Source organism: Actinomadura rugatobispora (assembly GCF_055379765.1).
This window is the reverse complement of the sequence record NZ_AP029191.1, coordinates 9935995-9956848: the sequence shown is the minus strand read 5'-3', so window position 1 is coordinate 9956848 and position 20854 is coordinate 9935995. Positions and strand designations below refer to the sequence as shown.

Below are 20854 nucleotides of genomic sequence, written 5' to 3'. Positions count from 1 at the left end.
CGGCGGCGGCAAGGTGGCCGCGCTGGCCCCCGAGCGCACCCTGCGGCGCCTGGAGCTGTCGGTCACCCGCCGCCTGGAGGGCCTGCTGAACGGCGAGCACCTGGGCCTGATCCCCGGCCCCGGCACCGAGCTGGCCGAGGCCCGCGTCTACCAGCCCGGCGAGGACGACGTCCGCCACATGGACTGGGCCGTCACCGCCCGCACCACCACCCCGCACGTGCGCGACCTGGTCGCCGACCACGAGCTGGAGGCGTGGGCCCTCATGGACCTCACCCCCAGCATGGACTTCGGCACCGGCACCATGATCAAACGCGAGCTGGCCGTCGCCGCGCTGGCCGCCGTCGGGTTCCTGACCGTCCGGCTCGGCGACCGCGTCGGCGCCTACCTGCTGCGCCCCGACGGGATGCGCCGCTGGCCCGCCCGCACCGGCAAGGCCGCCATGTACGCCCTCCTGGAGGCCGTGCTGGAGGCCGACACCGGAACCGGGACGGGCACCCTCGGCGGGGGCCCGTTCGGCAGCAGGCCCGCCGGCACCCTGGCCGAGGGCATCACCTCCCTGGACCGCGGCCAGAAGCGCCGCGGCCTCCGCGTGATCATCTCCGACTTCCTCCCGCCCGCCGACGACCCCGCGCCGGCCGCCGCCGACACCGGCCACGACGGCCACCGGCACGAGCCGCCCGCCTGGGAACGCCCGCTGCGCCGCCTGGCCGCCCGCCACCAGGTCCTGGCCATCGAGATCATCGACCCGCGCGAGCTGGACCTGCCCGACGTCGGGCTGGTGGAGATGACCGACCCCGAGACCGGGGCCGTGCACGAGATCGTCCTGAACCGCAAGGTCCGCGAGCGCTACGCCGCCGCGGCCGCCGCCCAGCGCGAGCGCACCCGCGCCGCGCTGCGCCGCTGCGGCAGCCACCACCTGGTCCTGCGCACCGACCGCGACTGGATCGCCGACGTCGCCCGCTTCGCCCTGCGGCAGCGCCGCGCCGCCGGGCGCGCCATCGCCACCGGGGGAGTGCGCCCATGACCTTCCTGTCGCCCGAGCGGCTGTGGCTGCTGGCCCTGCTGCCGGTCCTGGCCACCGCCTACATCGTCCTGCAGATGCGCCGCGGCCGGTACGCGGTGCGCTTCACCAACCTGGCCCTGCTCGCCCAGGTCGCGCCGAAGCGGCCGGGCTGGCGCCGGCACGTGGCCGCCGGGCTGTTCCTGGCCATGCTGCTGGTCATGATGATCGGGTTCGCCCGTCCCGCCACCGGCGTCAAGGTCCCCCGCGACCGCGCCACGATCATGGTCGCGGTGGACGTCTCGCTGTCGATGATGGCCAAGGACGTGGCGCCCAACCGGTTCGAGGCCGCCAAGGACGCCGCCAAGAAGTTCATCCGCGACCTGCCCGGCCGCTTCAACGTCGGCGTGGTCTCCTTCGCCGGCAACGCCAACCTGGTCGCCGCGCCGTCCGCCGACCGGCAGGCCGCGATCGCCTCCATCGACCAGCTGGTCCTGGCCAAGCGCACCGCCATCGGCGAGGCCGTGTTCACCTCCCTGCAGGCCGTGCGGTCCTTCGACGCCCAGAGCCGGGGGCCGGACACACCGCAGGATCCGCCGCCCGCCCACATCGTGCTGCTGTCGGACGGCGACAACACCACCGGCCGCTCGGTCAGCGAGGCCATCGACGCCAGCCGCGGCGCGCACGTCCCGGTCTCCACGATCGCCTTCGGCACCCCCTTCGGCACCGTCGACATCGAGGGCGAGACCACCAGCGTGTCGGTCAACAAGGAGACGCTGCGGACCCTGGCCGAGGGCGCCGGCGGCAAGGCCTACGAGGCTGCCGACGGCGGCCAGCTGTCGGAGGTGTACTCCAGCATCGGCAGCTCGCTCGGCTTCAAGATCGAGCACCGGGACATCGCGGCCCGCTTCACCGGCATCGCGCTGCTGCTGGCGCTGGCCGCGGGCGGGGCCTCGCTGGCCTGGTTCGCCCGGCTGCCCTGACCGGTCCGGAACGCCGATTCGGCCGGACGCTGGTACGGTCTGCCGACGTGGGGGAACACTACTTCGCGTCCCGGCCCGGGGCGGCCAGCCGGCTCCGCACCGTCGACCTGGTGCTGCCGGACCTGCATCTGCGGCTGGAGACCGACCGCGGCGTCTTCTCGCCCGACCGGATCGACCCGGGCACCCGCATCCTGCTGGAGACCGTGCCCGCTCCCCCGCCCGCCGGCGCCCTGCTGGACCTCGGCTGCGGCTACGGCCCCATCGCGCTCACCCTGGCCCGCCGCGCTCCCGAGGCGCAGGTGTACGGGGTGGACGTCAACGAACGCGCGCTGGAGCTGGCCCGGCGCAACGCAACGGCCGCCGGCCTTGACACAGTAAGGTTCGCCCTGGCGGACGAGATCGCCCCCGAGCTCCGCTTCGAGGCGATCTGGTCCAACCCCCCGATCCGCATCGGCAAGGCCGCCCTGCACGACCTGCTCCTGACCTGGCTCCCCCGCCTCACGCCCGGGGGCCGCGCCCACCTCGTCGTGCAGAAGCACCTGGGCTCGGACACCCTGCAGCGCTGGCTGAACGAGCAGGGCTTCCCCACCGACCGTCTCGCCTCCCGCTCGGCCTACCGCGTCCTGGCGGTGGCCGCGCGGCCCGAACCCACCCGTACCGGAGATGACACCGCATGACCGCGCACGACCCGGCCCGCAAGCAGTTGCGCCCGACCGACGTCAAACGGCTCAACCGCGACTGGCGGCGGCGCACCGAGGGGCGGCTCGGGCTGCTGGTGGAGTCGGTCACCCAGCCGTTCAACATGGGCTCGATCATCCGCAGCGCGGCGGTCTTCGGCGTCGAGCACCTCTGGCTGGCCGGGAACGCCATCGACCCGTCCCACCGCAACGTCGCCAAGACCGCCCTGGGCACCGAGCGCCTGGTGTCCTGGGAGCACGCGGGGACGCCGGACGCGGCCGCCGCGGCGGTCCGCAAGCAGGGACTGCGGCTGGTCGCGGTCGAGCTCACCGGCGACGCCGTCCCGCTGCACGAGGCGCCGCTGGACGGCGACGTGTGCCTGGCCGTGGGCGGCGAGGACCACGGCTGCTCCCCCGCGCTGCTGGCCGCCGCGGACGCGGTCGCCTACATCCCGCAGATCGGCAGGGTCGGCTCGCTCAACGTCGCCGTCGCCACCGCCATCGCCCTGGCCGAGGCCCGCCGCCGCGAGTGGGCCGCCGGCTGACGGGATCAGGAGGCGGTGCCGCCCTGCATGAGCGCGGCGAACTCCTCCAGGGAGATCCGGCCGTCGCGGTTGGCGTCGGCGTCCACCATCACCTCGACCGCGCGGGTGTCGGTGATCTCCTTTCCCAGCGCCCGCATCACGTTCTTCAGCTCGGCGGTGGAGATGTAGCCGTCGCCGTCCGCGTCGACCATCTCGAACGTGGCGCGGTAGCTCTCCGCGTCGCCCATCGGCGCACACCCTTCACTCGGTTCACTGCGTTCGCAGCCTTCACCGGATTCCCACCGGTCGCCTGGACGCTAGCACCCGCCCTCGGATACCGACCAGATCACTCGGGGAGTGTCTGCTCGGCCCAGATCGTCTTGCCGGAGGGGCTCTGGCGGCTGCCCCAGCGGTGGGTGAGCTGGGCCACCAGGAAGAGGCCGCGGCCGTGCTCGTCGAACGCGCGCGCACGGCGCAGATGCGGCGAGGTGCTGCTGGCGTCGGAGACCTCGGTGATCAGGCTGGTCTCGCCGTGCAGGCGCAGCCGGATCAGGCGGAGCCGGACCGGCGGTTTCCCGTAGCGGAGGGCGTTGGTGACGAGCTCGCTGACCAGGAGTTCGGTGACGATGGCCGCGTGCTCCAGTCCCCAGGCGGCCAGCCGGGCCGTGGCCCATTCCCGTGCCCGTGACACCATCGCCGGGTCCGCGGGCAGATCCCAGGTCGCGACATGGGAGGCGTCCAGGCCCTGGGTGCGGGCGAGGAGCAGGGCCACGTCGTCCGCAGGGGCACCGGGCAGCAGTTCGGCCAGCGCCTCGTCACAGAGCCGTTCCAGGGACGGGGCGGGCGTGCGCAGCACGTCGCTCAGCCGGTCCAAAGCCACGTCGACGTCATGCCCGGTGGACTCGATGAGGCCGTCGGTGAACAGCGCGATCAGCGTGCCGTCGGGCAGTTCCAGCTCGGCCGACTCGAACGGCAGGCCGCCCAGCCCCAGCGGGGGGCCGGCCGGCAACGCGGGGAAATCGACGGTTCCGCCGGGGGCGACCAGCGCCGGCACCGGATGCCCTGCGCGGGCCATGGCGCAGACCCGCGAGACCGGGTCGTAGACCGCGTACAGGCAGGTCGCGCCGATGTCCCCGGTCTGCCGTCCGTCGCCGTCGGCGCCGCCCGGCCCCTCCTCGCGGTCCAGGCTCAGGACGACGTCGTCGAGGTGGGTGAGCAGCTCGTCCGGAGGCATGTCCACCTCGGCCAGGGTGCGGACCGCCGTGCGGAGGCGCCCCATGGTGGCCGATGCCTGGAGGCCGTGCCCCACCACATCGCCCACCACGAGCGCGACCCTGCCCCCCGACAGCGGGATCACGTCGAACCAGTCGCCGCCCACCCCTGCCCGGGAGCCGGTCGGCAGGTAGCGGGAGGCCACGGTCACCGCCGGATGCGGGGGTGACCGGCCCGGCAGCAGGCTCCGCTGCATGGCCAGCGCGGTCTCGCGCTGCTCGGCGTAGCGCCGGGCGTTGTCGATGCTCAGCGCCGCCCGGGCGGTGATCTCCTCGGCGAGCAGCAGGTCCTCGGTGTCGAACGGATCGGGCGTGCGATGCCGGTAGAACTGCGCCAGGCCGATGATCGTCCCGCGGGCCGGCAACGGCACGACGATGAAGGAGTGGATCCCGAACTCGCGGACGCTGGACGCCCAGGCGGGATCACGCGCCAGCCAGGCCCGGACATCGGAGTCGTCCGTCCGCCGCAGCAGCGAACGCCCGGTGACCAGGGCGCGGGCCGGCGGTGAGTCCTCCGGGTAGCGCCCCGCACCGCCGGTCTCGACCATGGCCTCCGGGCAGCCGGCCAGGAGGGACCGCTGCGCGGCACGATGGAGGACCACCCGGCCCGCGAGCCGACGCGGCTCCGCCTCCTCACCCGTGAGGACGCCGTCGAGCAGATCGACACAGACGAAGTCGGCGAACTGCTCGGCGGCTATGTCCGCGAGCTGCTGGGCGGTGGCCGCCGCGTCGAGAACGGTCCCGATGCGGGCGCTGGCGGCGTTCACGATCGCCAGACGCTGCTTGGCCCGGTCCTCCTCGGTGACGTCGAGCGCCGCCACGGCCGCTCCCAGCACTCTTCCCTCGGGGTCCTGCAGCGCGTACACGATCGACGACCAGGCGTGAGCGCGGTTCTCGCCCGGTGTCCGCACATAGGCGTTCATCCGCTCTTCCCGCCCCGTGCGGAGCACCCGCTCCAGCCGTTCCTTGAAGTCCTTGTACGCCGGGTCGGCGGACAGACGATCGACGGTCAGCCCGACGATCTCCTCGAGGCGCGCGCCCGCCGCGCGCAGCCCACCCCGGCTGGCCCCCCTGACCCGGCCCGCTCGATCGAAGAACATGACACCCATCGGCGACTGGGTCAGCGCCAGCTCCCCGAGCGTCGGCGCGCCGTCACCCGCCCCCGGCCCCGGCCCCGCCGCCCGGACGAGCGTCACGAGCCAGTGGACGTCCGCGCCGGGCCCGTGAACCGGGACCACGCGGACGGCGAGCTCGACCCGGTGGCCGTCCCGGTGCCGCAGCAGCAGCCGGCCGGCCCCCTCCTCGTCCCGCTCGACGCATCCGCGCGCCCATGCCGGAAGCCCGTCGGAGAGCAGGCCGACCGCGCGGCGTCCCACCGCTTCGTCGGGACGGTAGCCGAGCAGGCGCGCGGCCTCCTTCGTCCACCAGATCAGGACTCCTCGGGCGTCCACCATCCCCGCCGCCGTCGAAGGGACCTCGGCCGCGCTGTGTGAGGTGAAGGTCTCATCCATCGAGATCCATCCCGGACCGCCGTCACCCTTCAAGGAGTACCCCGTCACCGCACAGGAATCCGACTCCCTCCGGGTAACCGGCGAGCGAGACATCACCCGCCGAGGACCCCGCCCCTCCCCGGGGCCGTCTCGGCGGACGGCCCCGGGGTTCACCCGGCTGCCGCGGCCGCGATCATTCGGTCCCGTCTTCCGCGCGGGTGCCCAGATAGGCCGACCGCAGCGCGCCGGAGGACGCCAGCAGTTCGGCGCCGGTCCCCGACGCCGACAGCCGCCCCCGGCTCAGCACGTACCCGCGGTCGCTGACCGACAGCACCTGTGAGGCGTGCTGCTCGACGATGAGCACCGCCGTCCCGGCGTCGGCGGCCGCACGGATGCGTTCGAGCAGCCGCCTCACGATGAGGGGCGCGAGGCCCAGCGACAGCTCGTCGACCAGCAGCAGCTCGGGTTTGCCCGCCAGGCTCCGGGCCAGCGCCAGCATCCGCTGCTCCCCTCCCGAGAGAAGGCCCCCGGGGCGTTTGAGCAGCGGCTCCAGTTCGGGGAAGAGCGCCAGCGCGTCCCCGACGCTGCCGGCCCCGAGCCTGAGGTTGGCCAGCGTGGTCAGCCGGCTGAAGACCGAGCCCTGCTCGCTGATGTAGGAGATGCCCCGCCGCGCCCGCTGGTGCAGCGTTCCCCGCAGCGGGAGGTCCCGATAGAGGATCTGCCCGGACGTGGGGGTCAGCACCCCGGCAAGCGCGAGAAGCGTGGTGGTCTTGCCTGCCCCGTTCGGTCCCAGCAGCGCCACGACCTCGCCCTTGCCGATGTGCAGATCGATCTCACGGACGACGTCCACACCGGAATAGCCCGCCGCCAGCCCTTCGACCTTCAGCAGCATGGAACTCACGCCCTCTCCGGTTCGGGCCGCGTCGCGTCGCCCGGCGTTTCCGGGGCGGCCCCCAGGTAGGCCTCGACCACCGCGGGATCCCTCAGGATCTGGCCCGGTTCCCCGTCGGCGATCACTCGCCCGAAGTTCAGGACGACGACACGGTCGGCGCAGGTCTGCACGAATGACATGTCGTGTTCGATGACCAGGACGGCGATGCCGAGGGTGTCGGCCAGCCGCCGGATGAGGCGGGCCAGTTCGCCCGTCTCCTCCTCGCCGAGTCCCGCCGCCGGCTCGTCGAGGAGCAGCACGGCCGGGTCGGAGGCCACCGCCCGCGCGATGGCCAGCAGCCGACGCCGGCCGTGCGGCAGTTCGCCGGGGAACCGCTCCAGGTCGCCGGCCAGCCCGAACTCCTGGACGGCGGCCTCACCGGCGGCCGTCAGCCGCGGCATGCGCGGGCGGGCCAGGTCGGTGACGTACCGCAGCGGCGTGTCCATGGTCGTGACCAGAAGGTTCTCCAGCACCGTCAGGTCCTCGAACAGTTCAAGGGACTGGAAGGAGCGGACCAGCCCCGCGCGGGCCCGCCGCGCGGCGCCCCAGTCCTCCAGGGCCTGGCCGCCGAGCCGGATCCGCCCTCCGCGCTCGGGTTTCACGAAGCCGGTCAGCGCGTCGATCACCGTGGTCTTGCCGGCGCCGTTGGGCCCGATCAGCGCCACCACCTCTCCGGGGTCCACGCGCAGGCTCACCTCGTCGACGGCCCGCACCCGTCCGAAGCGGACGTTGAGCCCGGCGACCTCGAGAGTGCGCGTACCCGGCGTCCCGGCAGGGACGGCCCCGCGGACGGGTGCGGGCTCGGGCGCGGGCTCGGACGGAGGTGCGGGAGCGCGGTGCTTGCCGGAGCCGAGCCGCTCGCGAACCGCCGTCACGGCCCTGACCTGTTCGAAGGCCATCCCGCTGGGGTTCGCCAGAATGATCATCAGGAGCATCGCGCCCGAGACGATCTCCAGCGCGTTGGTGCCGAGCCCGAAGGAGTGCAGGATCTGCCCGCCGAGACCGCCCGGGGCGAACGATCCGCCGCCCAGCGCGCCGATCACGTAGCCGATCCCGCCGATCACGGTGTAGACCACCACCTGCACCGACGAGAACGGCGAGAACTCGGTCAGGACGAGGTTCTGCTGCCGGAACGCCAGGAAGACGCCACCGAGCGCGGCCAGCCCCGCGCCCAGCCCGAACGCGTAGACCTTGATCGCCGCGCTGTTCAGGCCGATCGCCGCGGCCGCCCGCTCGTTGCTGCGCAGCGCGATGAGCCGTAGCCCGGTGCCGCTGCGCCGGACGTTCGCCACCGCGACGCACACCGCGACGAGCACGGCCAGCGTGACGAACGCCAGCCGCCGCGGGTGGTCGAAGCCGTCCATCGCCCAGCCGAACACGTTGAGCCTGCCGATGTCGACGCCTTCGAGCCCGCCGGTGAGCGCGGGGTTCTGCAGGATCAGCTGGGACAGCACGACCGACAGGCCGAAGGTCAGCAGCGCCAGGTTCACGCCCCGGGTGCGCAGCGCGGGCACTGCGACGACCACCCCGATCACGGTGGTGATGACCACGGCGGCGACCAGGGCCGGGATGAACGGCCACGACTGCGCCTGCATCAGCTTGCCGGCGATCCACGCGCCGGTCCCGGCCAGTCCCATCTGCGCCAGCGAGATCTGCCCGGTCAGGCCCGTGACCACCACCAGCGACAGGCAGATCATCGCGGCGGCCAGGCTGACCTGGATCGAGGCCGCCCAGGCCGCGGGCACGACCGAGATCACCACGATCGTCACCGCGGCCGCGGCGAGCAGGCCGGGCCGGGAGATCCGGCCCGAGCCCAGCACCGGCAGCCGGTCCAGCAGCTCACCGCGGACCGGCAGGTTCCGGCCCGCGACGAACAGCACCACGACGATCATGAGGAAGGCCGCCGAATGGGACACCGACTGTGCCGTGAAGGTCCCGAACAGCAGCCGGTCGTCGGAGACGAAGGGCCCCAGCGGCCCCTCGTCCACGATGTAGCGTCCCAGCAGCGTCTCGACCACGCCGATGACCAGCGCGGCCGCCAGGGTCCGCCAGAACGAGACGAACCGGCCGACCAGCGCCGCCGCCAGCGAGCGCAGCACGATCAGTGCGAGCGCCTCGACGCTGAGGAACAGGATCGGCGCGACCAGGATGCCCGCCAGCGAGGCCAGAACGGCGCCCAGCACCCAGTTGGCCGTGGCGACCACGTCCGGTGATTTGCCGAGCGCGGCCGCGGCCACCGGGTTCTCCGCGATGGCCTCGGTCGTCCGCCCGAACGGTGTCCAGCGGAACAGCGCGGCCAGGCCGAGCGTGAGCACGGCGGCGATGGCGATGACCCAGAAGCGGTCCTGCCCGATCCCCGCCTGCGCGCCGAACAGGTGGTGCGCGTCGTGCGGGAGCGGGGAGACCACCAGATCCTGACCGCGTCCCCACAGCTGGTAGCCGATCCCCACCAGCAGCGCGAACACGCCGAGGGTCGCGACCAGTCGCACCAGCGCCGACGCCCGGCGCAGATGCCTCATCAGCAGCAGGTGCGTGGCGGCCCCCAGCAGCGCGGGGACGCCCAGGGCCAGCGGCCACGCCGCGGCCGGCGGCAGGCCCAGGTCGGGGGCGACACGGTAGAAGAGGAAGGCGCCGATCATGCTGTAGGCGCCCTGTGCGAAGTTGACCACCCCGCTACCGCGGTAGATCAGCACCAGGCCCTGGGCGGTGAGGGCATAGACCGCCCCGACCGACAGTCCCAGGATGAGGAAGGTGAGCAGGTCGTTCATGGGCAGGACTCCCGACCGATCCGACTACTGCTTCGCGAGCTGACCGAGGTCGACGAACCTGCCGCCGGGCTGGAGCATGATCTTGCCGCCCCGCACCGTCTGGAACTGGACGGTGGTCCTCGGGATCCGCGGCAGCTTGAGGAAGTTCGGCGTGCCGTAGGTGAAGTCGGGCGCGATGCCGAGGGAGACCTTGCTGCCCTCCAGCGACTTGGTCAGCGCGGCACCGTTGATCTCGGAGAGCCCGTTGAGCCTGTCGGCCACCAGGTGGACCGACGCCCAGGCGTTCAGAGCGAACTCGGTGCCCTCGATCCTGCCGTCGCCGTACTTGGCCGTCTCGTCCAGGAACTGCTTGATCTTCGGGTTGCCGGTGCTGGTCACGGCGTCGTAGTCGCTGACGACGACGGTGCCCTCGCCGGCGCCGCCCGTCTTCGCCAGGGACGCCTCCGACACCGCCGTCGCCACCACCGCGATCTTGCCCTGGTAGCCGGCCTGCCGCAGGCCGACGATCGTCTTGCTGGTGACATCGGTCGAGGCCAGCAGGGCCACCCCGTCGGGGCGTGCGGCGGCGATCTGGCCGAAGTGCGAGGTCAGGTCGGCCGAGGCGTCGAAGGGCAGGTAGTAGGCCCCCTTCAGGTCGCCCGGCGCCGCGAGCAGGGCCTTGACGTACTGGGGCACCAGCCGCCCGGAGGGGCTGTCACCGGTCACGACGGCCACCGTCTTGGCGCCCGCCTGCTGCAGCGCGACCCCGGTGCCCGCGGCCAGCACGGGGGAACCGCCCACGATCGGGAAGGACGCGGGGTTGGTGAAGTCCTGCCCGGTCATGACCATCGTGCCGACCAGGGGGATCCTCGCGCCCTGGAAGGCCTGGACGACCGCGTCCGACGACACGTACTTGCCGATGCCGGCGACCACCTTCTCGGCGATGGCCTCGCGGGCGCACTTGGTCGCCGCGTTGGGGTCGGTGACGGTGGACGCCTCGCACTCGACCAGCTTGAGCGGCCGGGCACTGCCCCCTCCCCCGGGCTTCACCCCGCCGGCATCGTTGACCGCGTTGACCGCGGCCCTGGCCGCCTTCACCAGTTCGGGCTGGTAGATGGGGCCGGGGCCGGAGGCGATCAGCGACAGGCCGATGGGCTCGCCGGTGAGGTTCTTGCCGTACTCGGTCTCCGAACCGGAGCCGGAGCAGGCGGTGACGGTGGCCGCCGCCAGCGCCGCGAGAGCGGCGATGTTGAGGACTCGACGCAAGGGGCTCTCCCTCTATCAGGGGCGGGGGGCGGGGGCGGAGGTGACCGGGTCGGCGGCCCGGCCCTGGTGGAAAACGATGCGGTCGCGGAGCATCGCGACCTCGTGCAGGCGCCCGTACCTCGCCCGCCCCTTGGAGGGGCGGCGTGAGGTCTGGTCGGAAGGTCGGAGCGGGAGTGCGAGCCCGTGGTCCTGCTCATCGACCACGAGGGCGGCCCTGGTCTCGTGAATCACGCGGTGGTCCGGCCGGTCGAGGCAGCCCGACGGTTCCACGACCACTCCCAACCTCACGGGGCTCCCATCGGCGTCTGGGCCGACGTCAGCGCGGGCGCCCCAGCGAGCCGTCGCGTACCCGCTCACGCAGGCGGAACTTCTGGATCTTCCCGGTCGCCGTGCGCGGGAAGTCCGCGACCAGGTGGATCGACTCCGGCCACTTCTGCCGGGCGAGCCCGGCCGCGGCCAGATGAGAGCGCACGTCGTCCAGCGAGACCGGGCTCGCCGCATCATGCGGGCGGATCACCGCGGTGGCGTGCTCACCCAACCGCGGGTCGGGCTCGGCCACCACGCTCACCTCGGCGATCTGCTCCATCCTGAGCAGCAGCGACTCGACCTCCTGGGCGCTGATGTTCTCACCGCCGCGGATGATGACATCGGTTACGCGGTCGGTGATGGTGAGGCAGCCGTCGCCGTCGACCGTGCCCATGTCGCCGGTGCGGTACCAGCCGTCGGCGTCGAAGGCGCGGGCGGTCAGTTCAGGATCGGTGTAGCCGATGAAGCAGTCGGCACCGCGCGAGAGGATCTCACCGCCCCGGTCCAGGCGGATCTCGGCACCGGGCAGCACGCGGCCGTCGGTGCGCAGTCGCTTGTCCGCCGCGTCGCCCACCAGGCTCGCCGTGATCGAGGGGTGCTCGGTACTCCCGTAGGAGCGGTACACCGTGATGCCCTCCCTGGTCGCCCGCTCGGTGAACGCCTCCGGCACCATCGCGCCGCCCAGTCCCATGTAGGGGATCAGGGCCAGGTGCTCGGGCGTGAAGTCGGCGTGGTCGAGCAGGCTGGTCAGGAAGTAGGGCGGACCGCCGGCGATGCCGAGCCCCCGCTCGCCCATCGCCCGCAGCACCTCGGCCGGGTCCCACACGTCGATCAGGTGCACCGGCTCGGACCGCACCAGCGGCAGCAGGAAGGCATTGATCATGCCCATGAAGTGGCCGACCGGAGTGCCCACGATCTGCGGCGGCCCGCCCTTGCCGTAGAAGCCGTCGCACTGGCGCACCTCCCAGCCGATCGTCTGGTGGCTGTGCACGACGCCCTTGGGGTTGAGCGTCGTACCGGAGGTGAAGCCCACGATCGCCGGGGCCGCGGGGTCGACCGCCTCCGGCGCGCCGAGCGGGTCGCTCTCCAGCATCTGGTGGAAGGGCGTGGCACCGCGCGGCAGATCCTGCCGCCGGCGGTCGCCGACCACCAGCCACAGCGGCGTGTCGTCTCGTTCCGCCAGCAGCTGCTCGTACTGCTGGAGGTGGTCGGTGCGCCCGAAGCGGTCAGGTGTGACGATCACCGCGGGGCGCGTGTCGTCCAGGATGTAGCCGACCTCTTTGGGCCCGTAGAAGTGGACCACCGGGACGACGACCGCGCCGATGTAGGTCGCCGCCCAGAACGTGATGGCGGCCTCGACCCAGTTCGGCAGCTGGAGCACGACGACCGACCCCGGACCGATCCCCTGAGCCCGCAGGCCCTGGGCGAGCGAGCGCGCCGCCCGGTCCACGTCGCCGAGGGTGCCGGTGTAGGGACGCACCGTGGAGCGCACGTGGAATGACAGGTGCGGGGCACGGCTCAGCCCCGCGGCCACCGTCGAGCCGAGGGAGTCCGCGGTCCACCGCCCTTCGTCGCGGTAGCGCTGGGCCAGCCAGCCGGGAACCGTTCGGATCCCCCAGTCTTGGAGAGCAGAGCTTCGGGTCACCGTGTCTCCTTCGGGGTGGATTCGGAGCCGACGGTTTCGCCATCCGGCACTGGCCGCAATCAAAGTATGTTTCGACATCGAGGTCAATAGTGGAAATCCTGCCTCGCACGCCCATCGGATCCCGACGCCGGCACCGCCCACCCTCCGAGTCGGCGCTCGAGCAACCCACCACGGCCACGGGCGATCGCACCAGGCTGAAGGCTCTCAAAGCCCACACGGCACGACCGGGCAGCCACCCCCTCCGGGCGGCAACGACGAGTCAGGGAGTCGCGGGGCGACGAGCAGGACCACGCGGTCTACTACCTGGAGATATCGATCCTGACGTCGGAGTCGATTTATGTCGCTTACGGCGGTGAAGGCTCTGGGGCTGAATCAACCCCGGCGAGTCCGGCATGGAGTAGAGGCAGATCCCGGTCGCCGATGGGACTCCGGCGACGCCGCCTCGTCGTTCAGCACGGTCCAGAGACTGACGACGGCACGGGGATCGGTGAGATCGCGACCGTCGCGATCGCATCGGCCGAATACGCGCGTTCCCGCGGACGCCCAGGTGACGAGATGGCGCGCCAAGCCTCACTGGTGACGCGCGAGCCGACGACACCAACGAACGGGTGGAGGAGAAAGGGACGAGGGTCAGCCGGCCGCAAGCTCCCGGTCGGGGGTGGGGCTCAGGCCCAGCGCATTGGCCCACAGGAGCGTGAGTTGCTCAACCGCCGCGTTCATGTCGTAACGCGCGTCGCCGACGAACACCATCTCCGCGAACTTCGCGACCATGCCGCCGAGGGCCATGGCGGCGCACCTCTCGTCGATGCGTTCGTCGGCCAGCCCCGCCGCCTGCAGCCGCTTGATCGCCGACTCGAGCCGGGCCGCCAGGTAGTCGTCGCGTTTGGACCGCACCCTGCGGACCTCGTCGTTGTACCGGCTGACCTCCTCGATCACCCGCATGATGCGGGCCTCCTTCCGGTACGCCGTCAGGTAGGCCCTGTTGGCTGCGCGGATGCGGTCGATGGGCCCGGCGTTCTCGGGCAGGTCCTCTGGGATGTCGTCCATGGACACCAGGCGCACTTCGACTTCCTCGGCGATCTCGCGAAAGAGCGATTCTTTGGAATCGAAGTAGTGGTAGAAGGACCCGTGCGCCACCTTGGCCTCGGCGGTGATATCGGTGATCCGCGCCTGCCGGAAGCCCTCACGCTCGAACACGGCCTTGCCGGCCGCGACGAGGCGCGCGCGAGTGCGGCGGCCTTTCGCCGAGCGAGGCTCTGGGTCCATCGTGCCCTCCAACCGATGAATCCGACGTCCGGAACATAATGCCGCACCAGCATGCGTGCCACGCCACCCGAAGCGCGCCGAGGGGCCCTGGGCCCTCTATGGCCTACGCGTCACATTCCCCGATATATCGGGGTGCCGGATTGCCGCGGGCCGACGATCCGAGGCCGCAGCCGCGTATCCGTCGCCAGGATCAGCCCCGCAATATCGCAGGCCGAAGGCAGGGCGGTGTCGCCATCGGGAGCAAAGCTCAAGGCTGAGGACTCCCTACAGGTGGACCGGGCATCGCAGACCGAGAGCGCGCCTTCGCGCCGTTGCATGGGTGGACCACATGATCAGCGCCGTTGGCCCGGCATCGTTCGAGACGGCGTCGCGTGATGACGGCCGAGCGCCGGAGAAACATGTTCTTCACGCCGACTCGGCGTAGTAATTAGGTTAGCCTAACCTTATGACTGAGACGCGGAAAGGCGTGCACCCGATCGTCCGGCGAGCCCGCGAGATCGCCGACGAGGTGCTCTTCCCCGCCGCCAACACGGTGGACGAGACCGGGAAGGTGCCCGACGGGCACTGGGATCTGCTCGCCCGCGAGGGCTTCTACGGGCTCGCCGTCGCCGTCGGCGCGCAGGAACTGGGCTTCGGGGAGGTCGTGGAGATCCTGGAGGCGCTGTCCGGCGGCTGCCTGTCGACCACGTTCACCTGGATGCAGCACAACGGCGCCGTGCTCAACCTGAGCGGAACCGGCAACACGGCGCTGCGCGATCGCTTCTTCGAGGACATGGTGGCCGGTCGCGTCCGCAGCGGGGTCGCCTTCGCCGGCGTTCTGCCGAACCCGCCGAAACTGCGGGCACGCGCCGTCGACGGCGGCTATGTGCTGGACGGGGAGGCTCCGTTCGTCAGCGGCTGGGGTGTGATCGACCTGCTCCAGGTGTCCGGCCGCGACCTCGATTCCGGTGAGCCCGGCACCGTCGTCTCCGGTCTGATCGACGCCGCCCCGGGCCACGGGCTCACGGCCGAACCGACCCGGCTTGTCGCCGGCCAGGCCACCAACACCGTCCGACTTTCCTTCGACGGCTATCCGCTGCCCTCGGATCGGGTGACCGGAAGCAGCCCGTACGCAGAATTCCTGTCCTTCCAAGCCTTCGGGTCGCGCCTCAACGGCTGCGTGGCCTGCGGCATCGCAGACAGGGCGATTCGCCTGCTCGGTGAGACCGGGCACACCGAAGCCGCCACGGCGCTGTCCGCCCGCCTCGACGAGGCGCGCTCGGCACTCGACGCCGGGATGGGCGACCCCTCACTTCTGACGTCGGCCAGAGCCGCCGCCGCGGAACTCGCCCTGCGAGCCACGGGGGCGCTGGTGGCCGGTGTCGGCAGTTCCGCCATCCTGATCGGCCAGCACGCACAGCGTCTGGTCCGGGAAGCCGCCTTCACCCTGGTAGCGGCCAGTCGCCCGGACATGCGCACCAACCTCGTCCAGCGCCTGACCGCCTGACATCACTCCCAGCAGTGACGGCGCCCGCGCAGGTCCTGGGCCAGAACGTCGACCACCGCACCCGCCTGTACGCACTCGGTACGACGCTTTTCCAGTTGTTCCGGCTTGCGCGTCGTGGAGCGTTGCGCGTGGTGATACCGCAGCGACGGCTAGCAGCGACCTGATCTGCGCCACGGCACGGGGGCTAGCGATAGCGAGCATGGGCGGGATGGAGTGCACTGATGGGAACGAGCACGGCTCGACGTGGAAGAAATACGGACTGGGAGCGGGTCGCTGAACTGGCCCGAGGCCAACGCGCCTGCCCCTGATGGACTCGCCGACTTTACAGTCGAGTTCGCCGTTGACGGTAAACACTTCTTCCGCGCTCAAATCGATGGCTATCGGTCGCCCACTACAAACCGTTGTTACACCAATCTTCGACGCAACCGGCCGCGTTTGCTGTCACTCCTGCATCGCCCCGGGCACCCGTACAGGTCGACCAGGTCTTCAAACTCGGCCGCCGGCAGTCGACTGATCCAGTTACCAGCGGCGATCGCGGCCTGCCAGGGACCGGGTCACCTCGCCACCGGCGGCATGTCAGGCCGCTGAGATGCGTTTCGCCCCGGCTGGCTCGGAGCAGCCTGAGCACATACTCTCCGCGAGTTGCTGGCGGCCGTCCACTACTTCAAGTGGCGGCCCGACATGCTGGACGGCGCGGTCGATAAGGCAGGGGCAGCGGACCTCCGATGCGGCGCCGAGCCGCAGGACCAGGTCATGGGCTCACGCCGCTCGCGCAGCGCATCGGCGGCGGCGAAGGCGATGGGCACCTAGGGCCTCCGCGAAAGCTGATGTGACACATCACGGGGCCGAGTCGTCCGGTGCGGCGAACCAGGGCTCGATGGCAGCGCATGGGCCAGTGCGGCAGGCAATTCGAATACCGGGTCACAAACCCTCGCCAGGGAGCCACTCCACCTCTCGCCCCGGCCGGACCGCAATAGCGCCCCAGAGGCGGATACTTCAGAATGCCCGAGCACAAAGATCGATCCGCAATCTTGTTTTTCCCCGCACATGACAGCCTCGATACGCATCGATAGCCTCGCGACACGCGAAGCCTCGGCAGGGTCGCCGTGGAGGTGACCACCTTCCCGGCGCGACGAGGCGGCGTATCCCTGGCCGGGACCGTGGTTCCCCTCAACGCTGGACTTGGAGTAGGACGTTCATGGGCATTCTCGAAGGCAAGAACATTCTGGTGACGGGCGTCCTCACCGAAGCCTCGATCGCCTTCCACACCGCGAAGTACGCGCAGGAACAGGGCGCGAACCTCATCCTCACCGCGTTTCCCCGTCCGACCCTCACCGAGCGCATCGCCAAACGACTGCCGTCCGGTCCCGACGACGTGCCGCCGGTCATCAAGCTCGACGTGACCGATGACGAGCACCTGAGCGGCCTGGAAGCACAACTGCGCGCCCATGGCTGGGACCGGATCGACGGCGTCGTCCACTCCATCAGCTTCGCCCCGCAGGACGCGCTCGGTGGCAACTTCCTCAACACCACGTGGGAGGACGTGGCCACCGCCGTGCATATCTCCGCCTACTCCCTCAAGTCACTGGCCATGGCGTGCCTGCCGTTGATGAAGGAGGGCGGTTCGATCGTCGGTCTCACCTTCGACGCCCGCGCGGCCTGGCCCGTCTACGACTGGATGGGCGTCGCCAAAGCCGGTCTGGAGTCCTGCAACCGCTACCTGGCCCGCTACCTGGGCCGGCAGAAGATCCGGTGCAACCTGGTCGCCGCCGGCCCGATCCGCACCATGGCCGCAACGTCCATCCCGGGCTTCGATGGCATCACCGACGGTTGGGACCAGTCGGCACCGCTCGGCTGGGATATCACCGACGTCGTCCCCACCGCGAAGGCCATGGTCGCTCTGCTGTCCGACTGGTTCCCCGCCACGACGGCCGAGATCATCCACGTCGACGGCGGTGTCCACGCCATGGGCGGCCAGCTCGGATAGAGCGCGATCGAAGGACCCGACAGGCTTCTCGCCGGCTACATCACCCTGACAGGGCATTGATCGCGTCGGCTCGCACGAGGCCATTGTGGTCGGCCGCCGGCTCGCGGGTCCGCGTGTCCTGCCGGTCTCGTCGGCCGGCCGGGACCGCTTCATACGAACGCCGCCTTCGCCCGGGCACGGCCCGCAGGAACTCCACCGCGTCAACGACGCTGCGGTCAGCGGTTCCCCGGGATGGACGGCCAGGCGCGGATCATGAGGTCGCGCTCCTCGGAGTGCCTGGTCAGACGCTCGACCGGAGGTCGGGTTCATTCGGGCTCGGTGATTCGGGCGAGCAGGGGGGTGATGCGATATCCGACGAGTTCGCGCATGACCAGGGAGGTGTTGGTGCGCTCGACCCCGGGGATGGCCAGGATCTGGCCGGCGATGCGATAGAGATCGTCGGCGTCCGCGGCGACGACGTGCACGAGCAGATCGATCGGCCCGCTGACTCCCTGCACCTGGAGCACCTCCGGGATCGCGGCCAGGGCCGCGGCGACCTTGTCCAGCCTGTGCTGGGTGACCTGGGTGGTGACGTAGGCGGTCAGCGGATAACCGAGGGCCTTGGGATCGATCCGGCGATCGAAGGAGGCGAGTCCGCGGTCCTGTTCGAGCCTGGCCAGCCTGGTCTGCACGGTGTTGCGGGACAGCCCGGCGTGCTCCGCCAGCGCGATGGTGGTGGCCCGGGGACGGTCGATCAGGGCGAGGAGCAGGCGGGCGTCGGTCGGGCTGATCCGCTCATGGTTTTGCACAATGCTCACTTCCGAAGGAATGCGATGATGCCAGACGTGCATTCTGCTGAACTTTGACGATGATTATTGTGCATTCGATTCCTCTGTGATGCCATCGGTCGCGACTAGTGCACATATGGAGCGTCGTCACCTCGCCGAAGGATTCACCGATGACCGGTACCGCACCCGCCCCGCCGCAACCTGAAGCCGCCCCTCTGGATGTCCTGCGGGACATCGAGCGTCGCGTGCTGTGGTTGTCGACGGCGACCATCCATCACGCGAACCGGGTGCGGCCGAATCCGTCCGGTCTGAAGGTGGGGGGTCACCAGGCCTCGTCCGCGTCGATGGTGTCGATCATGACCTCGTTGTGGTTCCGGCATCTCAAGCCCGAGGACCGGGTCTCGGTGAAGCCGCACGCCTCACCGGTGCTGCACGCGATCAACTACCTGCTGGGCGAACTGGACGAGTCGTACCTGACGACGTTGCGGGCGTTCGGCGGGCTGCAGAGCTACCCCAGCCGGTCCAAAGACCCCGATCCGGTGGACTACTCGACCGGGTCGGTGGGGATCGGTGCCACCGCCCCGATCTGGGGTGCGCTGGCCCGCCGCTACGTCGAGCACACCACCGGCGGCGCCGGCACCGGCCGGCAGTACTCGCTGCTCGGTGACGCCGAGTTGGACGAGGGCGCGGTTTGGGAGGCGGTCCTCGACCCCGGCACCGCCGAACTCGGCGAGATCGTGTGGATCGTCGATCTCAACCGCCAATCGCTGGACCGGGTGGTGCCCGACATCGCCGCCGATCGCCTGCAGGGGATGTTCGCCGCGGCCGGCTGGCAGGTGCTCACCCTGAAGTACGGCCGGCTGCTGGAGGAGCTGTTCGGCCGCCCCGGCGGGGACGCTCTGCGCACCCGCATCGATCGGATGCCCAACCCCGAATACCAGCGCCTGCTGCGCTGCACCGCCGACCAGTTGCGGCAGCGGCTGCCCGGGCAGGGGGCGGGGCGCGAGCCGATCAGCGCACTGGTGGCCGGCCTGGACGACGCGACCCTGATGGCGGCCATCGGCGACCTCGGCGGCCACGACCTGAGCGCGCTCGATCAGGCGTACGCCTCGATCGACGACACCCGGCCAACAGTGATCTTCGCGTACACGGTGAAGGGCCACGGCCTCCCCTCCCGCGGCCATCCGCAGAACCACTCCTCGCTGCTGACCACCGAGCAGATGCGGGAGCTGGCGGGCAGGCTCGGCACGGACCTCGAACACCCGTGGAAGCAGTTCGCCGCCGGCAGCGCCGCCGAACGAGCATGTGCGGCCAGGTCCCGGTGGCTGCGCCGCCCGGACGTGTCGCCGCAGCCGCCGCCTGAGCTGCCGACGGACATCGGCCGTACCCCGGCCGGAACCGCGACGACCCAGGCGGCCCTGGGCCGGGTGTTGATGGACCTGAGCCGCCAGGCGCCGCAGGCGGCCCGGCGGGTGGTGACGGTCAGCCCGGACGTCAGCTCCAGCACCAACCTGGGCGGCTGGGTCAACAAGGTCGGGGTCTGGTCGGCCCGCGAGCGGGTGGACTGGTTCGCCGACGACGCCGAGACGATCCTGCATTGGCGGGAGAAGCCCTCCGGCCAGCACATCGAGCTCGGCATCGCCGAGACCAACCTGGTCGGCCTGCTCGGCGAGCTCGGGGCGACGTGGAGCCGGTGGGGGCAGCCGCTGCTGCCGATCGGCGTGATGTACGACCCGTTCGTCGGACGCGCCCTGGAACCGTGGTCGTTCGGCATCTACGCCGGCGGCCAGTCGATCCTGGTCGGCACCCCCTCCGGAGTGACCCTCGCACCCGAGGGCGGCGCACATCAATCGATCACCACTCCCTCCATCGGCATCGAACAACCCGGTTGCATCAGCTACGAACCCGCCTTCGCGATCGACCTCGAATGGACGCTGCTGGCCAGCCTCGCCCGCCTCGGCAGACCCGGCGGAAGCTCGGCCTACCTGAGGTTGTCCACCCGGCCGGTCGACCAGACCCTGGCCGCCGTACCGGCCGACCCGGCGGCCAGGGAACGCCGCCGGCGGCAGGTCGTCGCCGGGGCTTACCCGCTGCGGCGCGCCGAGCACCCCAAGGTCACCATCGCCGTGATGGGCGCGCTGATACCCGAGGCGCTCGCCGCGGCCGAACGGCTGGCGCAGGCGGACGTCGAGACCGACGTCGTATGCGTGACCAGCCCCGGCCTGCTCTTCACGGCACTGCAGGCGCGGCAAGGCCGGCAGGAGGGCCCGAGCTGGATCCTCGACCAGGCCTTCCCTGCGTCGCGGGCCACGCCGCTGGTCACCGTCCTGGACGGCCACCCGCACACCCTGGCTTTTCTGGCCACCGTCAACCAGACGCCCACCACCTCGCTCGGCGTCACCCGGTTCGGCCAATCCGGAACCATCGACGACGTCTACCGCCACCACGGGATCGACACCGACAGCATCGTCCGCGCCGGCCTCGACCTCCTGTAAGGGCTTTTCCATC

General features: G+C 71.2%; 17 protein-coding genes. 8 read left to right on the top strand and 9 right to left on the bottom strand.

From position 1 onward, the window contains the following. Positions 1-13: 13 nt before the first annotated feature. Genes ACZ466_RS44760 through ACZ466_RS44745 form a run of 4 tightly spaced genes read left to right on the top strand, consistent with a single transcriptional unit; the run spans position 14 to position 3205 of the window. Positions 14-1024 carry a DUF58 domain-containing protein gene (locus ACZ466_RS44760; protein WP_378282279.1) on the top strand — a complete coding sequence of 337 codons (1011 nt, stop codon included), beginning with the start codon at positions 14-16 and terminating at the stop codon, positions 1022-1024. Then, positions 1021-1983 carry a VWA domain-containing protein gene (locus tag ACZ466_RS44755; protein WP_378282163.1) on the top strand — a complete coding sequence of 321 codons (963 nt, stop codon included), beginning with the start codon at positions 1021-1023 and terminating at the stop codon, positions 1981-1983. Before ACZ466_RS44760 ends, ACZ466_RS44755 begins: the two co-directional genes overlap by 4 nt. Before the next feature lie 47 nt (positions 1984-2030). Then, positions 2031-2660: a class I SAM-dependent methyltransferase gene (locus ACZ466_RS44750; protein ID WP_378282164.1), complete on the top strand. Its 630-nt coding sequence runs from the start codon at positions 2031-2033 to the stop codon at positions 2658-2660. Then, positions 2657-3205 carry a TrmH family RNA methyltransferase gene (locus ACZ466_RS44745; RefSeq protein ID WP_378282165.1) on the top strand — a complete coding sequence of 183 codons (549 nt, stop codon included), beginning with the start codon at positions 2657-2659 and terminating at the stop codon, positions 3203-3205. The genes ACZ466_RS44750 and ACZ466_RS44745 overlap by 4 nt, the downstream gene beginning before the upstream one ends. Positions 3206-3210: 5 nt before the next feature. On the opposite strand, the gene ACZ466_RS44740 is transcribed toward ACZ466_RS44745, so the two are convergent. From ACZ466_RS44740 to ACZ466_RS44705, 8 genes are all read right to left on the bottom strand, one after another. Continuing rightward, complete coding sequence (locus ACZ466_RS44740) at positions 3211-3432, bottom strand: EF-hand domain-containing protein (protein ID WP_378282166.1); 222 nt, start codon at positions 3430-3432, stop codon at positions 3211-3213. Positions 3433-3530: 98 nt separating this feature from the next. Continuing rightward, positions 3531-5966: a SpoIIE family protein phosphatase gene (locus ACZ466_RS44735; protein ID WP_378282167.1), complete on the bottom strand. Its 2436-nt coding sequence runs from the start codon at positions 5964-5966 to the stop codon at positions 3531-3533. A 172-nt stretch (positions 5967-6138) separates the two neighbouring features. Beyond that, positions 6139-6837, bottom strand: a complete 699-nt coding sequence (locus ACZ466_RS44730) for an ABC transporter ATP-binding protein (RefSeq protein ID WP_378282280.1) — start codon at positions 6835-6837, stop codon at positions 6139-6141. 5 nt (positions 6838-6842) lie between these two features. Beyond that, on the bottom strand, positions 6843-9644 hold the full coding sequence (locus ACZ466_RS44725) for an ABC transporter permease subunit (RefSeq protein WP_378282168.1): 2802 nt from the start codon (positions 9642-9644) through the stop codon (positions 6843-6845). Between the two features lie 24 nt (positions 9645-9668). Next, positions 9669-10889 (bottom strand): ABC transporter substrate-binding protein, encoded by a 1221-nt coding sequence (locus tag ACZ466_RS44720; RefSeq protein WP_378282169.1) that lies wholly within the window; start codon positions 10887-10889, stop codon positions 9669-9671. 15 nt (positions 10890-10904) lie between these two features. Then, entirely contained in the window at positions 10905-11177 is a 273-nt protein-coding gene (locus tag ACZ466_RS44715; protein WP_378282170.1) for a DUF427 domain-containing protein, read from the bottom strand. A gap of 28 nt (positions 11178-11205) precedes the next feature. Then, positions 11206-12840 (bottom strand): AMP-binding protein, encoded by a 1635-nt coding sequence (locus tag ACZ466_RS44710; protein ID WP_378282171.1) that lies wholly within the window; start codon positions 12838-12840, stop codon positions 11206-11208. Positions 12841-13470: 630 nt separating this feature from the next. Further along, complete coding sequence (locus tag ACZ466_RS44705; RefSeq protein WP_378282172.1) at positions 13471-14106, bottom strand: TetR/AcrR family transcriptional regulator; 636 nt, start codon at positions 14104-14106, stop codon at positions 13471-13473. Positions 14107-14551: 445 nt separating this feature from the next. Between ACZ466_RS44705 and ACZ466_RS44700 the strand changes: the two genes are divergently transcribed. The 3 genes from ACZ466_RS44700 to fabI all read left to right on the top strand — a co-directional run bounded on the left by ACZ466_RS44700 (position 14552) and on the right by fabI (position 17579). Beyond that, a complete protein-coding gene (locus ACZ466_RS44700; protein ID WP_378282173.1) occupies positions 14552-15592 on the top strand; it encodes an acyl-CoA dehydrogenase family protein in 1041 nt (346 codons plus the stop codon). Positions 15593-16234: 642 nt separating this feature from the next. Beyond that, positions 16235-16402, top strand: coding sequence for a hypothetical protein (locus ACZ466_RS44695; RefSeq protein ID WP_378282174.1), 168 nt, complete (start codon positions 16235-16237; stop codon positions 16400-16402). 388 nt (positions 16403-16790) lie between these two features. Continuing rightward, positions 16791-17579, top strand: coding sequence for an enoyl-ACP reductase FabI (gene fabI / locus ACZ466_RS44690; RefSeq protein WP_378282175.1), 789 nt, complete (start codon positions 16791-16793; stop codon positions 17577-17579). Positions 17580-17884: 305 nt separating this feature from the next. On the opposite strand, the gene ACZ466_RS44685 is transcribed toward fabI, so the two are convergent. Beyond that, on the bottom strand, positions 17885-18409 hold the full coding sequence (locus ACZ466_RS44685) for an Lrp/AsnC family transcriptional regulator (protein WP_464041936.1): 525 nt from the start codon (positions 18407-18409) through the stop codon (positions 17885-17887). 107 nt (positions 18410-18516) lie between these two features. Between ACZ466_RS44685 and ACZ466_RS44680 the strand changes: the two genes are divergently transcribed. Continuing rightward, entirely contained in the window at positions 18517-20841 is a 2325-nt protein-coding gene (locus ACZ466_RS44680) for a transketolase-like TK C-terminal-containing protein (RefSeq protein WP_378282177.1), read from the top strand. The last annotated feature ends 13 nt before the right edge of the window (positions 20842-20854 follow it).